This window comes from uncultured Imperialibacter sp., from assembly GCF_963974565.1.
In the GTDB taxonomy this organism is placed as follows: domain Bacteria; phylum Bacteroidota; class Bacteroidia; order Cytophagales; family Cyclobacteriaceae; genus Imperialibacter; species Imperialibacter roseus.
This window is the reverse complement of sequence record NZ_CAXBCJ010000001.1, coordinates 520,003-535,143: the sequence shown is the minus strand read 5'-3', so window position 1 is coordinate 535,143 and position 15,141 is coordinate 520,003. Positions and strand designations below refer to the sequence as shown.

12 protein-coding genes are annotated in these 15,141 nt (G+C 47.9%); 2 read left to right on the top strand and 10 right to left on the bottom strand.

Annotated features, from left to right (window positions below; all coding sequences use genetic code 11):
• Window positions 1-23: 23 nt before the first annotated feature.
• The 10 genes from AAC052_RS02390 to AAC052_RS02345 all read right to left on the bottom strand — a co-directional run bounded on the left by AAC052_RS02390 (window position 24) and on the right by AAC052_RS02345 (window position 7,485).
• Complete coding sequence (locus tag AAC052_RS02390; RefSeq protein WP_339810647.1) at window positions 24-1,733, bottom strand: FtsX-like permease family protein; 1,710 nt, start codon at window positions 1,731-1,733, stop codon at window positions 24-26.
• Window positions 1,734-1,780: 47 nt separating this feature from the next.
• A complete protein-coding gene (locus AAC052_RS02385; protein ID WP_339810646.1) occupies window positions 1,781-2,650 on the bottom strand; it encodes an ABC transporter permease in 870 nt (289 codons plus the stop codon).
• Window positions 2,647-2,985, bottom strand: a complete 339-nt coding sequence (locus AAC052_RS02380) for a helix-turn-helix transcriptional regulator (RefSeq protein WP_339810644.1) — start codon at window positions 2,983-2,985, stop codon at window positions 2,647-2,649. The genes AAC052_RS02385 and AAC052_RS02380 overlap by 4 nt, the downstream gene beginning before the upstream one ends.
• A 12-nt stretch (window positions 2,986-2,997) precedes the next feature.
• Window positions 2,998-3,501, bottom strand: a complete 504-nt coding sequence (locus AAC052_RS02375) for a hypothetical protein (RefSeq protein ID WP_317490137.1) — start codon at window positions 3,499-3,501, stop codon at window positions 2,998-3,000.
• 226 nt (window positions 3,502-3,727) lie between these two features.
• Complete coding sequence (locus tag AAC052_RS02370) at window positions 3,728-4,186, bottom strand: YdeI/OmpD-associated family protein (RefSeq protein ID WP_339810643.1); 459 nt, start codon at window positions 4,184-4,186, stop codon at window positions 3,728-3,730.
• A gap of 132 nt (window positions 4,187-4,318) precedes the next feature.
• Window positions 4,319-5,494, bottom strand: a complete 1,176-nt coding sequence (locus AAC052_RS02365) for a cystathionine gamma-synthase family protein (RefSeq protein ID WP_339810642.1) — start codon at window positions 5,492-5,494, stop codon at window positions 4,319-4,321.
• 237 nt (window positions 5,495-5,731) lie between these two features.
• Window positions 5,732-6,112, bottom strand: a complete 381-nt coding sequence (locus AAC052_RS02360; RefSeq protein ID WP_339810641.1) for a hypothetical protein — start codon at window positions 6,110-6,112, stop codon at window positions 5,732-5,734.
• Window positions 6,113-6,137: 25 nt separating this feature from the next.
• Complete coding sequence (locus AAC052_RS02355) at window positions 6,138-6,551, bottom strand: VOC family protein (protein WP_152000609.1); 414 nt, start codon at window positions 6,549-6,551, stop codon at window positions 6,138-6,140.
• A 120-nt stretch (window positions 6,552-6,671) separates the two neighbouring features.
• Window positions 6,672-7,163, bottom strand: coding sequence for an SRPBCC domain-containing protein (locus AAC052_RS02350; RefSeq protein ID WP_339810640.1), 492 nt, complete (start codon window positions 7,161-7,163; stop codon window positions 6,672-6,674).
• On the bottom strand, window positions 7,156-7,485 hold the full coding sequence (locus tag AAC052_RS02345; RefSeq protein WP_339810638.1) for a metalloregulator ArsR/SmtB family transcription factor: 330 nt from the start codon (window positions 7,483-7,485) through the stop codon (window positions 7,156-7,158). Before AAC052_RS02345 ends, AAC052_RS02350 begins: the two co-directional genes overlap by 8 nt.
• A gap of 348 nt (window positions 7,486-7,833) precedes the next feature.
• Between AAC052_RS02345 and AAC052_RS02340 the strand changes: the two genes are divergently transcribed.
• Window positions 7,834-12,858, top strand: a complete 5,025-nt coding sequence (locus AAC052_RS02340) for a translocation/assembly module TamB domain-containing protein (protein ID WP_339810636.1) — start codon at window positions 7,834-7,836, stop codon at window positions 12,856-12,858.
• 4 nt (window positions 12,859-12,862) lie between these two features.
• A complete protein-coding gene (locus tag AAC052_RS02335) occupies window positions 12,863-15,139 on the top strand; it encodes a BamA/TamA family outer membrane protein (RefSeq protein WP_339810634.1) in 2,277 nt (758 codons plus the stop codon).
• The last annotated feature ends 2 nt before the right edge of the window (window positions 15,140-15,141 follow it).

Sequence of the window (15,141 nt, the reverse complement as noted above, 5' to 3'; positions counted from 1 at the left end):
GCTCGAATGCTCTTCTTTGGGTACTATTCGTATCTCAGTGTTTTTGAAGGATCCAAAACAGCCACTTTGTATACCTGATAGCCTACCGTGAGCAAGGCAATCGCCAGCACAATGAACAGCGACAAGCCAAGAAACAGCCACGGGAAGCTGATCCGGTAAGCATAGCCGTCCAGCCAATCATTCATTCCAAAGTAAATAAGTGGCGCTCCCACAAGGAAAGCCATAATTATCAGGCTTAAGAAGTCTTTGTAGAAAATACCAATAATGTGTCCCACCGATGCGCCCAGCACTTTTCGAACACCCACTTCCTTGGTGCGCTGAATCGCCATGAAAGAGGAGAGGCCAAAAAGGCCAAGCGTGGCCACTATGAGAGCGAGTACTGAGAACGCACCGAAAACGGAGCCAAACCTTTTGTCTTCCTGGTACAATCCGTCAAACCTTTCATCCAGAAAAGCATACTTCAGAGGTGCACTGGGAAAAAACTGCTCCCAGGTGGCAGCCAGCACATCGAGACCCTCCTGATACTTGCCTGCTTCCAGCTTTACCATCACCTGCGGTGGTGCATCATTGTAGAAATAAACGGTTGGTTCAACAGCATTTTTGAGAGAGCTGCGGTTCACGTCCTCAACGATTCCCACGATGTTCCATTTTGGGTTTTCGGGGTTTTTGCCGAACTGAATCTTTTCATTGACTATCATTTCATTTACCTCCAGGCCAAACCGCTTGATAAAGGATTCGTTTACCAGCACGGTTGCCGTGTCGATACCCCTGGTTCTGTCGAAGTTGCGGCCAAAAAGGAGATTGATGTCAAGCAGATCGATTACTTCATCGTTAACATACAGAATGTAAGTGGTGGCTTCCAGTAAGTCGGTTTTGCCGACGATTTTGATCCCTCCGCTGCTTGAATTCACGTCGGAGCTGCCACCGCCCGGCAGATTGGAGATCATGGCCACGCCCTTTATTTCAGGGTGGTTTTTTAGCTCCTCAGCAAACAAAGTACGTTTCTGGGTTTGAGCTGCAAAATCTTCGTTGTTGGATCTGGGGCCTCTGAACCCAACTATCTGATCAATTGACATGCCGATGTCCTTTGACCGCATGAAACTGACCTGCTGATAGACGATAAAGGTGCAGGCAATTAGCGACAGAGAGGCGGCAAACTGAAGCACCACGAGCCCTTTTCTGAGCCAAATCCCTTGCCTGGAGTTTCTGAATTTGCCTTTCAGCACCATCACGGGCCTGAACCCGGAGAGCACCAGGGCAGGGTACACACCAGACACCAGTGTGCCAACAAAAGCAAAGAGACCTACATTATTGAGAAATCCTTCATCATTCCAGGCATGATCGAGTATTTCTTTGCTGATCAGGTTGTTGAACGATGGCAAGGCAAGCTCTGCCAGCCCAAGGGCAAGTAAAGCCCCCAGCACATTGATCATAAAAGCCTCTGTCATGAATTGAAAAACGAGCTGATTCCGACGGGCGCCCACTACCTTTCTGATGCCCACTTCTTTCGCTCTGTCAAAAGACCTGGCCGTGGAGAGGTTCACGTAATTGACCCACGCAATGACCAGGATAAAAATGGAAATAAGGTTGAGGAAGCTGACTGCCCGGGCGCTGCCGTGTATCTCTGGTTCAAAGGTTAAATCGGAATAAAGGTGAATGTCAATCACGGGCTGAAGATTGAATACGAGGGTGTTGTCTTCTCCCATGTATTTCTTTGACAGGGCAGGCAGCATTGGCCTGATATTGTCGATATTGGCTTCTTTGTCGAGTTTTACATAGATTAATAGTTATACCCATTCCACGCCTCCTGATCAAGCCGCTCCTTGATGGTGCTGATGGCCATCAGGATATCAAATTTGTAATGAGTGTTCTGACCGGGGTCAGCAATCACACCAGCGACCTTAAAATCTTTCTCAAAATCTTGCAGGTAGATGGTTTTGCCAACAGGATCTTGACTCTCAAAATAAAACCTGGCCTTTGATTCCGATAACACAAGGCTGTTCGGTTCACTCAAGAGAGAGGCAGTATTGCCGCTGAGCACTTCGTAAGTGAACAAATTCAGGAAATGTTCATCGACGGCTATTACACGTTCCTCGGTTACGAAGCTTTCTCCTTTTCTGAAGATCAACCCCCCAAATTGGTAGGTGGTGGTGGCGTCGATAATTTCCGGCACCTCTTCCACCAGCGCTTTGCCAGAGGGGGCGAATGACATGGCATCCCTGGTGCCCAGCACGCTGTCTACCACCTGATCGGTTGTGAGGCGATACAATTGGTCAGCATCGGCAAAGTGCCGGTCATAGCTTTCTTCAAACTTTACATACTGCTGAATCAGCAGGAAGGCCGCCAGCCCAACTGCCAGCCCCATTACATTGATAAAGGTGAAGGCCTTCTGTTTGAGCAGGCTCCTGACACCTATTTTGAAATAATTTCTTAGCATACCTGTGTCCTTTATAATTGAGTTTTTGAAAAATGTTCGCATTAATGAAGGCCGAAAAAGTACAATCACTTGCAGCATGTACTTCCAATCGGCCACCACCGGCGAAGCTGCCCTGTTGCGCAGGTATAGCTCCTCCAGGTCACCACTGATGTCGGGGTAAAAATCGGGGTGGAGGTACCACCTGAGCAGCCGGTTCGCCAGCCGTTTGATCATGTGAATTTGAAATCCAATGCAACAGGGGGAATGGCATTGTACAGCGCCAGCCGCACATCCTTTGAGTGATCCAGCGCCTTTTTTCCATAAGCCGTGATCGTAAAGTAGCGCTTGGGCTTGCCGCCCCTTTCGGTATTGGGTTCCCCCTCTCTGGAGTGGAGATAGCCTTTGCTCTCCATTCGCCGAAGGGCAGACTGCAGGGCACCCACGCTCACTTTTCGCTTCAGTCGGCTTTCGATTTCGTCTTTTAATGCTACCCCATAGGCTTCAGGGTACAAAACACCAACGGTCAGGAGTACAATCTCCTCGAACTCGCCTAGTTGAAATTCTTTCATATGTCAATCTTCTTATTTAATAGCTACTTTGGTTTCCTTCAGCCCTTTCGACTCGAAATAGGCAAGTAATTCGGCGGCGTCTTCCTTGCCTTTTTGGGCGTGATGCAGAAAAGTGAAACCATGTGGTCCGAGTGTATGGACCATCTGAGGATAGGCTTCAATAATAGGCTTGATCAATTCAGTCTTGCCAAGCATAGTAAGCGCATGCAGGGTGGGTCTTGCTCCGGCATCGATGAGGAAATTGACCATTTCCTTGTAGCCGACATGGCCACCGGCTCCGATGGCTGTTTCGAAGTCGCCATTGCCCCAGTCGTGGCTGCTGTAAATCAGGTTGGGAAACTCAGCCAACAGCTCTTTCACCTTGCCAAGGTTGCTATGGCCGGCACCAACAAACTGTTGCACGATGTCTTTTTGGTAAGGGGCGGGTTTGTCCTCCTGGCCAAGGATGGTATTTGGTGCGATCAGTAAAGCCGATGCACTTAAGCCAAAGCCTTTCATGAATTGTGATCTGTTCATAATAAGTCCTTTTTAGTGAGTTTTTGTTTGCTAACCGGCTGCGATGAGGATTCCCTTTTCACATTCCGGCCGCCCTACACACAAGCAATGTCTTATTTGTAGTATTGGTAAAGGTAGTGATAATCAATCAATATCCTAATTGTAGTATTGATGATTACCGGCTTAAAGAAGATAATATGAGGTCCACCAATTTTGTGAGTCTGTGGTGGTTGCTGGTAACTGAATATTAGATTTTACCGCCTTCAAGCATTTGTATGGCTTTTTCAACTCTTCTGGCTCTTGTTTCCTCTGTTTTCGCATCTTCAATTGGAAGCACCAGCAGTTTTTTCTTGCTGTTTGAGAGTCCTTCGAATTTGCTGTTAAGGGCAGGCTGAGCGTCCAGTGCTTTCTGAAGATCTTCCGGTACTTCCACCGTTCTGGGAGCCGTATCTACTTCCAGCGTTACTTTCACTTTGTCGCCACCAGCGAGGCCGGAGGCTGCTCTGTGGGCAGAACTGAAACTAATCATGAATTTTCCGCCCATGGTGGCAATGGCGCTTCGGTAGGTATAGTCGTTTACTGTGACCACCACGAGGGGTTTTTTGCCCGCACCAAGCGCTTCAACAATTTCTGCTGGCACAGGAATGCCTGTGTTATTACCCGTTTGAAGAATGGTCGTTTGAAAGGTCTGCTTCGATCCGCTCATCTGTTTTCATTTTTGGTTGAATCAAAGTTGGTAAATCTGCTCAAAGCCGAAAGTGGCATTGCCGACATAAAAGGAGGTGAAATGCGACACGAGGTAACTTTTCCAACCACGGCTTTTTTCACATCGGAGGCATCAGATTCTGTTGAGCGCCTGGGTGAGATCGGCGAGCAGGTCGTCGAGGTTTTCGATGCCGACCGAATAGCGGATAAGGCTTTCAGGAATGCCTAACTGTGCACGTTGGGCTGTGGTCAGCTCCACATGACTGGTGGTGCGGGGCGGGCCGGCCAGCGTGCTTACTGAGCCTAGGCTGGCAGCCAGGTGCACCAGCTTGAGGCCGTGCAGGAATGTTTTTACACTTTCGTAATCGCCTTTGAGCGCAAAACTCATCATCCCTCCAAAGCCCGACATTTGCGATTTCGCAATAGCATGGCCTGAATGGCTTTCCAGGCCCGGATAAAACACATCGTCGATTTTTGGATGGGCTTTCAGGAAGGTGGCGATCTTCATAGCCGAAGCGTTTTGCCGCTCAATGCGCAGCTCCAGGGTTTTCATACCCCGCACAATGAGGTAGGCGGGATCGGCCTGCAGACTAGCGCCGTTGATTTCCCGGAACTGGTACACTTTGCGAATCAAATCTGCTTTACCAGCCAGCAGTCCCCCCATGGCATCAGAATGTCCGCAGAGGTATTTGGTGGCACTGTGCACTACCAGGTCAGCACCCAGGCTCAATGGTGTTTGATTGATGGGAGTGGCAAACGTGTTGTCGACGACAACGACTGCCCCGACTTTCTTAGCCGCAGCTGCCAGCCGTTTGATGTCCACTACTTTAAGTGTGGGGTTGGTCGGCGTTTCCAGGTAAAGCAGGTCGCAGCCTTTGGCTATTTCAGCCTCCAATGCTTCATGGTTGGTGGTATCACAAAGCTTGACTTCTACGTTATAGGAGGGAAGGAAATCGAGAAAGATGCGGCTTGTGCCGCCGTAGGTGTCTTTCAGTGAAACGACTCTTTTTCCTGCCGTAAGAAAGGCAAACAATGTATTGCTGATGGCTCCCATGCCGGTGGCGAAGGATATGGCTGCTTCGGCTCCCTCCAGGGCTGCAATCTTTTCTTCCAGCACCCGCACTGTTGGGTTGGTATTGCGGCTATAAATGTGGCCTTCCTGCTTGCCGATGGCCACGGCGTACCAGTCGTCGAGATTTTCGTAGGCATAGGTAACGCTATTGACAATCGGTGGTGTGGTGGCGCCATATGGGAATCTTTCAGTTTCGCCGCCCCACACGGCGAGCGTGCCTTTTTTAAGTTGGGTCATAAATGGTAGGTTTATCGATCTCTTTGGACATCCCACCAGGTGATGGCCGGATGGTCAACCTAAAATACGGCATTGTCAATCATGCTTCTACCAATTTTACACCAAATGTTGTGCATGCAGTGCCTCTGTTTTTTTTTGTGCCGCTGCTTTTGACATGGTGGATGGAGCCGATGTCCCGAGCCAGACCGGAGTCACCCTTACATCGTCATCCCAACGCAGGACGGGAAAAACAATAGCTCATCTGCCGAATCCAACCCTGAGCTTGCCGCCCAACCAGGCACTTGGCCAGCCAAGAATAACCAATGCAACCGGATACCAATGAGGAGGCTCGCTCCACATCGCCACCGCTCCGAGGATGCCCAACACAGTCCCGATGGAAGCGAGAATGATGGTGTGCCTCATCGGATTAATATGGGCTGTTCTGGCAGTGACGTAACCGCCGACAAACACATAAAAAGTGCGGTAGAAAGTGACGAATAGTTTGAACCAAAGTGGATTTAAATCGAATGGTAACAGCATAAGCCCCGATTTCTCAAGAACAACATCGGTGATATGAGACAACGCAAAGATGACAACCAGTCCAAGCAGAACGGCCCCTGCGCTTTTAAAGAAGTTCATAGTAGTAGGTTTAGGTTGGTGAAAGTTAATTTTTCATTTTACTCATGTCCATGTAGAGCACATTCCAGCGGTGCCCATCCAGATCAATAAAAAGACTGCCATACATCCAGCCGCTCATTGCGGACGGCTTGTGCGAGCTTTTCCCGCCCGCATCAATCGCTTTCTGAGTCAAAGTATCTACTTCCTCTTTGCTCTCGGTATCTATGGAGAGTAGCACCTCGCAGCCTTTGCTTGTGTCGGCAATGTCAGCATTTGCAAAACCCTTAAAGGCAGGCTCTTCAAACAGCATCACCACCACATTTTTCTCTCCGACCAAGAGAGCCGCAGAGGTTTCAGTGTCTCCAGGCCCGGTGCTGAACTGAAAACCAAGCTTGGTAAAAAAGGCTTTTGACTTCTTTACATCTTTCACAGGCAGGTTGAGCCAAAGTTGCTTTGTCATATCGGTATTGGGTTGGGTTTTCGAAAGTCAAATATCAGTTTTTTTGACAATGACACTACGGTATGAATGCGACAAACACAAGGGGAGTCTGCGACTTGCCGCATTCATGAAAAGAGATTTTTAGACAAGGGTTTTGATTAGCTCGTCCAGATTGTCGTGCGCCATGGCGAAGCCCTCCTGGAAGCCCATGTCGACCATTGCTTCGAGCGCTTCGACTGAACTATAGGAGGTAACTACATTCACTTTTGTACCGCTCTCTGTTGCAGAAAAAGTAACGTCCCAATGAGCGCCTGGAAAGTCTTTATTGATAATCCCGTTCTCATCGCAAAAGGAATCTTTGGCCGAATAGCTGATCGGAATTTTGATCTTCCCATAGTCAAGCCTCGCCCAGGCTACTTCTCCTTCAGGCCCCACCATGCAGTAGTGCCAGTAGCCACCTTCTTTAAAGTTCATCGATTTTGTTTTGGCTTTCCATGGGCTTGGGGCCCACCACTGATCCAACAGAGTGGCGTCAGTCCAGGTTTTCCAAACCAGTGCTACGGGCGCATCAAAATGCCTTTCAACTAATATTCTCTTATTAGTTAAATCTTTGGTGAAAACTGTCTTATTCATCTTTGTCTTCTTTTAATTGATTAAGCAAATTATCGAGTTGGTTAAATCTATTTTCCCACATTTTACGGAAGGGTTCAAGCCAATCGGCTACCGCACTCAGCTTTTCTGGTTGCACCTGGCAATAGCGCTCCCGTCCCTTTTGGTCAATGATAATGAGCCCACATTCGGTCAGTATTTTGATATGCTGAGATATTGCTGGTCGGCTAACGTCAAAGTTTTCGGCGATGCTATTGAGGTTGAGAGACTTGTGGGTGAGCAGGTTCAAGATGTCTCTTCTTGTTGGGTCGGCTATGGCTTGAAATACGTCTCGTCTTATTTCCATTCTATATTATGTAAGTATTTGCTTACAAATATATATGTAAGCATATGCTTACACAAATAATTTTTATTTTTCTTTTTTGTTAAGGAATGATTGTGACCTCAGGGGTGTTTAGAATTGCTGTGATTAGCTGATTGTTAATGAAATAATTATTAAATAGCTTTTGGGAAGGCATCGCAATTGTGTCAGGATCTCAATGCATGAACTATTTGCTGAAACAATGATCCTTTCATTATCGAATTAGAAAATAGCTGTTTGGTGCTATCTTGCGTTATTATCTTATACCCCTCCAATCTAATTAGAATATTTTCCCACATTGCCACCCTGCACATGAGGGTATGATTGGAATGTATGCCAGAAAGAAAAGGAAATAAATTCATTAAGATCATTGCCGGAATTGTGTTGAGCATATTGATGCTTTTCATTATTGTCGTTTTGATCATCCGAAGTCCCTGGGGCCAGGATATCATTGTGAGCAAGGCAGTTGGTTTTGTAGAGGAGAAGACGGGGGCAAAAGTGGGTATCAGGAGACTCTTTGTCACTTTCTCGGGCAATGCTTTCCTCGAAGGGCTTTATGTAGAAGACCAGCAGAGCGACACACTGGTTTATTCGGAGAGCCTGGAGATATCGGTAGCGCTGATTCCGCTAATTAAAGGAGATGGTCTCAACCTGAAAATGCTGGAATGGTCAGGGCTTACAGCCAGGGTAAACAGAAAAGAGCCCAGCGGAGTCTACAATTTCGATTTTCTGATAGCTGCATTTGCAGCTGAGCCCGACTCGACTCAGGCAGCCACTGAACCACCTAAAGAAGAAGCTCCTTTCACCATCGAGATTGGATCTATCGCTTTCAATGATTTTGATATTACTTATGATGACGAAGTTGGCGGTATGCTGGCTTTGTTGAAAATAGGTACTCTTGAGCTCGAAATGGACGACTTCGTCCTCGATCAGATGAAGTTTCACGTCGAATCTTTTGCGCTCGATCAGTCAGCAGTTACCTACAAACAATATCAAACAGCCGGTTCGCCGGAAGATACCACTTCCGCCGCATCGTCACTTCCGCTTCTTATCGTTGATGAAATAGCGCTTGAAGACGTTAGTTTCCTTTATGAATCAGCTCCTGATTCCCTGCTGCTTTTGGTTGATGTAGGGTACTTGTTGGCTGAGATACCGGTGTTGAATCTGGAAGAAAATATTGTTGAAGTAGCATCATTCACTTTTAACAATTCTGAAATTGCCTACACGTCTGGTCGACACTTGCAGCCAGCGGCCTCACAGCCCGACAGTACTGTAAGTGAGCCCTCCCTGATCACCTTCGAATGGCCCGACTGGCAGGTAGCCGTGGAATCAATCACACTTGAAAATAACCAGGTAACCTACCAGGCAGACACCGTTCGGCCGAAGGAAGGTATATTCAACCCAAATGCCATGGCTATTACCGACCTTTCCTTCGAAGCGTCGGACGTTACTCTTCATCCGGGATTGGCCCACATTCAAGTCGGCGGTTTCACTTTCCGGGAGGCGAGTGGCTTGCAACTTGACCAGCTGGCGTTTGACTTGAAAGTGGGCGATGAAAATTTGTCGCTGTCAGACCTGGAGCTGGCAACTGGCAAGAGCAATATGAAGGCAGACCTAAAGCTGAGTTACCCATCTATCGCTGGTGCATTGAATGAGCCGGAGCGAGCGGTGGCAGACGTCGACATCAGCGAGCTGCAGGTCGATGTGAGCGATGCCTTTGTTTTTGCGCCAGCATTAAAAGACAACGAATACCTTTTAGCATTGAGTAAAAAAATCATCAATGGCAGGGTTCGAGTCGCTGGCGGGCTCGATGATTTCAGTGTGGAAGACGCTTTCATTGCCTGGGGTGAAGGCACGTCGCTAAGGTGGAGCGGCGGGCTGAAGCACGCCCTGCAGCCCGAGTACTTGCGGTTTGAAGCCATGCCGCTGCTGATCAAATCGCAAAAATCCGACATCCTTCGCTTCGTAGACGAAGAAGCACTTGGTATTGCCCTCCCTGAAACAATCACTTTGCGGGCGGAAGCGAAAGGTGACAAAGATGGATCGACTTTGCTTGCTACTTTGACTATTCCTGAGGGCGAAGTAAATATCGACGGGAAATTTACCAACAAGGAGCAACTGGCTTTCAGCGCTCACATTGATGTCAACCAGCTTCAACTCAATAAGCTATTGAAAAGTGAGCAGTTGGGCACTCTTACTTTCGAGGCAACTGCTTCCGGCTCGGGGGCAGATTTGTCCACACTCAACGCCTCGCTTCAATCTGACTTTAAAACGCTTGAGTTTAACCATTACGATTTCTCGGGGCTAACGCTGGCAGGAGACATGCAAAACGGCCAGGGTGACGTTACGCTATCTTTCAAAGATGAAAACCTGGATGTTTCCCTGAAAACACTACTGGAGCTAGACTCCACTTCCTCCACCATTGGGTTGACGCTGGATTTGAAAGGGGCAGACTTTAGGGCGCTGGGCGTAACAAGCAAGGACCTCAGGGCAAGGTTCAAGCTGCAGGCTGATTTTGAAGGCAACACCGACTTTTTTACTGTTAAGGCCGATATCAAAGATGGGTTGGCAGTCTATGAAGGAGAGTCGTTTCCGCTGGGTAGCTTCAAGGCGGGTGCCTCAATTCAAGAAGACACAACTACACTTAACATTTCCAGTCGTTCGCTCAATCTGGATCTTAGATCAAATACACCTCCGGTTTCTCTGGCAACAGCCCTCACCCGGCAGTTCACCAGGTATTTCCCTGACTCCGTCGCTACTGACACCCTGCTGCAGGCAGCTTCCATGAAGTTGAGCCTGACGGTGCGTGAATCTCCTTTTCTCAACGAGGTGATGCTCGATGGACTGGAGCGACTGGATTCCGTTACCCTGAAGGTGGAATTTGATGAGGCTCTTCAAACTGTCGCTGCAAGATTAAGAGCACCTTTTGTGCAGTACAATGGCAATACGATCGATAGTCTCCGAATGGATGTGCGGGGAGCCAGAGACAGCTTGACTTTTGAGTTTGGCTGGGCTGGTGTAAATGCAGGGCCGCTCGCTGTTGAGAAAACGACTTTTGCCGGCGTGCTGCAAGACCGCTTGCTCCTGCTTGACTTCACCTCACTTAACGAAGATGCGACCCTGGCTTATATTCAGTCTGAAATTCGAATGGAAAAAGGTGCTATCACCTATCATCTCGTGCCTGCTGGGCTTATCCTCGACAAAGAACCCTGGAAAATTCCTGAAACCAATCAAATCCGCTATTCTGACAAACTCATGGTATTTGAGGATTTCACTTTCAGTAAAGGGAATCAGTCGCTGACGGTTAGTTCATCACTGCCAGACACTCAGGAAGAACATATTGGAATTTTGTTTCAGGAGTTCAGCCTTGCTACCCTACTTAGTGCCCTAAATCCTGACCAGCAGCTGGCGACCGGCGTTTTGGCCGGAAAGCTGATCATTGAAAATCCATTCCGGGACGCTGGCATTTTAGCCAACCTCAATATTGATCAGCTGGAGGTGATGAAAGTTGCATTTGGTAAGATGGTTGTCAATGCGAAATCAGTTGGTAGAGGAAGCTACGATTTTAACCTGGCACTTAGTGGTGAGAATGCCGACCTCGACCTGACAGGCGATTATACGGCAGCCGAAGAAGGAGCCAATATTGACCTCGATCTGAACCTCAATAGTGTCGATATGAAAGCAGTTGAGGGCTTTGCCTCTGAGGCGGTTTCTGATGCCAGCGGAAAGATTTCTGGCAAAGTCAAAATTACTGGCACTACTGCTTCGCCGGAATATACCGGCAAGCTCAACTTTGCAGCCGCCAGTCTCAAAGTTAATTCACTGAATACCCAGTTTACCTTGCCAAACGAGGTGCTGACTGTCGATAACGCAGGTTTGTATATGGACAACTTTACAATCGTTGATAAGGACAAAAATGCCTTTCGACTGGACGGCAAAGTGCTCACTGAAAGCCTGACCAACCCTACTTTCGACTTTACAGTGAAGGCAGAGAATTTCCAACCGGTGAATGCGTCAGAAAATGACAATGAACTCTTTTATGGCAAAGTGAAAATGGATGCAGACCTCGCTGTTAGCGGAGATCTGAAAGTGCCGGTTGTGAAAGGGAAGCTGGCGATCAAAGAAGGCACGGATTTCACATTTGTGGTACCTGAATCTCAGGTGGACATCATGGAACGAGAAGGGGTGTTACTTTTTGTGAACAAAGAAAATCCGGACGATATTCTCACCAGGGGAGACGACAAAACTGCGGCTGGCCAGTTGGTCGGCTACGATGTAAACACCAATTTGTCTGTAGAGAAGAATGCCGTTTTTAAGATTATCATAGATGAGAAAACGGGCGACAACTTCCAGGTGTCCGGTACCGGCGATCTGATCGTGGGCCTTGAGCCAAACGGCAGAACCACGCTGTCTGGCACCTACTCCATTAATAGCGGGCATTACGAGACCAACCTCTACAACCTGGTAAAAAAACGATTTGAAATCTCTCCACAGAGTACCATCACCTGGCGGGGAGATCCCCTTGATGCTTTGCTCAATGTGAGGGCTATCTATAAGGTAGAAACCTCGGCGGCTCCTCTGATGGCTATTCGAACATCAGGAGAAAGCACCAATCTGGTCAGTAAATACCAGCAAAAGCTTCCTTTCCTGGTCTATCTGAATGTGGATGGGCAGTTGCTGCAACCAGAGCTGTCTTTTGCGCTGGATATGCCTGAAGATGAGCAGGGAGCCATTGGCGGTGATGTATATGGCAGGCTGCAGCAGTTGAACAGTCAGGAAAGTGAGTTGAACAAGCAGGTATTCTCTCTGCTGGTGCTCAACCGGTTTTTCCCCGGATCTGGCAGCGATGGCAGTGGCGGTGGTGCTGTGTCTGTAGCCAGAGGCAACGTAAACAAAGTACTGTCGGGTCAGCTGAATAATTTTTCTGATAAACTGGTCGGCAAAACTGGCCTTGATCTCAATTTTGGACTCGATAGCTACACCGACTACCAGGGGGAGAGCCCGCAGGACCGTACGCAACTCGATATTAATGCACAAAAGAAGCTGTTCAATGATCGACTGATTGTGCAGGTGGGCAGCGCTGTCAATATTGAGGGTAGCAGCCAGGCCACGGAGGGAACCACGCCCGTTATCGGTAATATAAGTCTCGAGTACCTGCTGTCTGAAAGCGGCCAATACAGGTTGAAAGGCTTTAGAAAAAACGAATTTGAAAGTGTAATCGATGGACAGCTGATAGTCACTGGTATTGCATTTTTGTACAACAAGGAGTTTAATAAGTTCAGAGAGCTTTGGCAGAAAATGGCAAAGGACGAGGGTTTGGAAAAGGAGATTGAAGAGGAACAAGCTGAAAAGAAGTAAGAAATTGAAGTTATTGATTAAGATATCGGTATTTTTTATGCTAAGCGCCTTGCTTGGAGCGTCCTCCTGCAGGGTAAAAAAGTATATCCCGGAGGACGAGTTGCTTTATACCGGGTCAAAAATTGACTTGACTGCCGAAACCAAAGTGGATCAGCTAAGCGACATTGAAGAGGAGCTGGAAACTGTGATGAGGCCCGAGCCCAACTCTAAAATACTTGGGGTTCGCCTTGGGCTGCTGGCTCACTACAAAGCACAAAGGAAACACCCCGGCCTTTACTACCGCTTTCTGAATAAAAAGATAGGCGAGGAGCCTGTTTATCTCTCCGACGTTAATCCGCTTCGGGTGGAGGAGCTTGTCAACAATCGCCTTGAAAACCGGGGCTTTTTCAGAAGTGAGATTAGTTCGGTGGAAAAAAAAGGCAAACATACCGGCTCCGTTAAGTACACGGTTCATGTAGACGCCCCTTACACTATCAAGAGCTATCAGCTGGACAGCGGCTCTCTGCCGATTTACAAAGAGATTAGCAAGTATATGAATCGCAGTGGCTTTGTTAAACCCGGAGGCAGGTTTGATTTGGAGCGTTTCAAAGTGGAGCGGGATCGGATTGACTTTTTTCTGAAGGACAAAGGCTACTACAATTTCAACGCAGACTTTCTCATTTTTGAAGCCGACACCAATGGATACAATGATAAATCCGTCGACCTCTACCTCAGGCTAAAAAGAGATGTGCCTCATAAGTCGGTAATCCCTTACGAGGTTGCCTCCATCAATGTGTTTCCGCATTATTCACTAAACGAAGGAGTGAAAAATGACACTGTAACGCTTTCGGGAATCAACTATATTCAGGATTCTGCTTTTTTCCAACCCAGGCGGCTGGCTCCTTATATTTTGCTTGAAAAAGGGAAGAGGTATAATCCCACCGACTCACGGCGGACGAGCAACCGGCTGTCTTCTATCGGTAGCTATAAGTTTGTGAATATTCAGTATGATGAGGTCGGAGAGGCGAATGCGAGCGATTCGTTGGGTCAACTGGCCACTAATATCTATCTGTCTCCTTTGAAAAAGCGAGCTTTGAGAGCAGAACTTCAGGGTGTCACCAAGTCCAACAACTTTGTGGGGCCGTCTTTGTCGCTTACTTACAGCAACCGCAACCTTTTCCGTGGAGGAGAAACGCTGAGTGCGACCGGCAAAGCTGGCTATGAGCAGCAGCTAATCAAAGGTGACAACACGGGTTTAAAGAGTATTCAATTGGGCCTAAAGGGCGATCTGGTATTTCCCAGGCTTTTGTTTCCTGTTGAAATAGTGCGGGATTTTAAATATGCTGTGCCCAAGACCAAGTTTAGCACCGGGGTGGAGTACTTGAACAGAAGTAAGCTTTATGTCCTGCAATCGCTCACAAGCACGTTTGGTTATAGCTGGAATGCCACCCGATATGTTTATCACGAACTCAATCCCATCAGCATCAACTTTGTGAACCTGGCCAAAACGACGCCTGAATTTGACGCAATCCTTGCGGAGAATGATTTCTTGAGAAGTAGCTTTGACCAAAAGTTTATTGGAGGCCTGACTTATACCTTCACTTACAACGAGTTGATGAGCTCAGGCATCCGGAACCCCTTCTTTGTTACTTTGAATGTGGACATGGCTGGCAACGGGTTGGGGTTACTCAACAAGCTAACATCGCAGCGTGAGAAAAATACATTCTTTGGGCTTGAGTATGCCCAGTATTACAAGAGCGATATCAATGTTCAGTACTACGGATACCTCAGCAAGACCCAAAAGTTGGTGGCCAGGGTTTTTGCAGGGTTTGGCTTTCCATTTGGCAATTCGGTCACACTTCCATTCTCCAAACAGTACTTTTCCGGTGGACCTTACAGCGTACGGGCATTCAGGGTGAGATCGCTGGGGCCGGGCACCTATAAGCCTGATAGTGAAAGTGTAGGGTCTTTCTTCGATCAGGCTGGTGATATCCGGCTGGAAGCCAACCTTGAATACCGTTTCCCCATCTATTCGTTTCTAAAAGGTGCCGTGTTCGCCGATGCCGGCAATGTTTGGCTGACCAACGAGAATGCCTCCTTACCGGGCGGTAAGTTCACTTCCGATTTTATCCGGGAGCTGGGCGTTGGTTTCGGAACCGGCTTGCGGGTCGATATTCAAAACTTTGTGATCAGGCTCGACCTGGCAGCGCCTATTCAAAAACCCTACCTTCCCAAAGGAGAGCGGTTTGGTTTTGACTGGAAAAACCCGGTGCTGAATTTTGCGATTGGGTATCCGTTCTAAAA

What these genes read in the sequence shown, in the direction of transcription:
- AAC052_RS02370 (WP_339810643.1), bottom strand. Translation starts at nt 4,186, where the DNA reads ATGAGCGGATCGAAGCAGACCTTTCAAACGACCATTCTTCAAACGGGT.
- AAC052_RS02360 (WP_339810641.1), bottom strand. Translation starts at nt 6,112, where the DNA reads ATGAACTTCTTTAAAAGCGCAGGGGCCGTTCTGCTTGGACTGGTTGTC.
- AAC052_RS02350 (WP_339810640.1), bottom strand. Translation starts at nt 7,163, where the DNA reads ATGAATAAGACAGTTTTCACCAAAGATTTAACTAATAAGAGAATATTA.
- AAC052_RS02345 (WP_339810638.1), bottom strand. Translation starts at nt 7,485, where the DNA reads ATGGAAATAAGACGAGACGTATTTCAAGCCATAGCCGACCCAACAAGA.
- AAC052_RS02385 (WP_339810646.1), bottom strand. Translation starts at nt 2,650, where the DNA reads ATGATCAAACGGCTGGCGAACCGGCTGCTCAGGTGGTACCTCCACCCC.
- AAC052_RS02355 (WP_152000609.1), bottom strand. Translation starts at nt 6,551, where the DNA reads ATGACAAAGCAACTTTGGCTCAACCTGCCTGTGAAAGATGTAAAGAAG.
- AAC052_RS02390 (WP_339810647.1), bottom strand. Translation starts at nt 1,733, where the DNA reads ATGCTGCCTGCCCTGTCAAAGAAATACATGGGAGAAGACAACACCCTC.
- AAC052_RS02340 (WP_339810636.1), top strand. Translation starts at nt 7,834, where the DNA reads ATGCCAGAAAGAAAAGGAAATAAATTCATTAAGATCATTGCCGGAATT.
- AAC052_RS02365 (WP_339810642.1), bottom strand. Translation starts at nt 5,494, where the DNA reads ATGACCCAACTTAAAAAAGGCACGCTCGCCGTGTGGGGCGGCGAAACT.
- AAC052_RS02380 (WP_339810644.1), bottom strand. Translation starts at nt 2,985, where the DNA reads ATGAAAGAATTTCAACTAGGCGAGTTCGAGGAGATTGTACTCCTGACC.
- AAC052_RS02375 (WP_317490137.1), bottom strand. Translation starts at nt 3,501, where the DNA reads ATGAACAGATCACAATTCATGAAAGGCTTTGGCTTAAGTGCATCGGCT.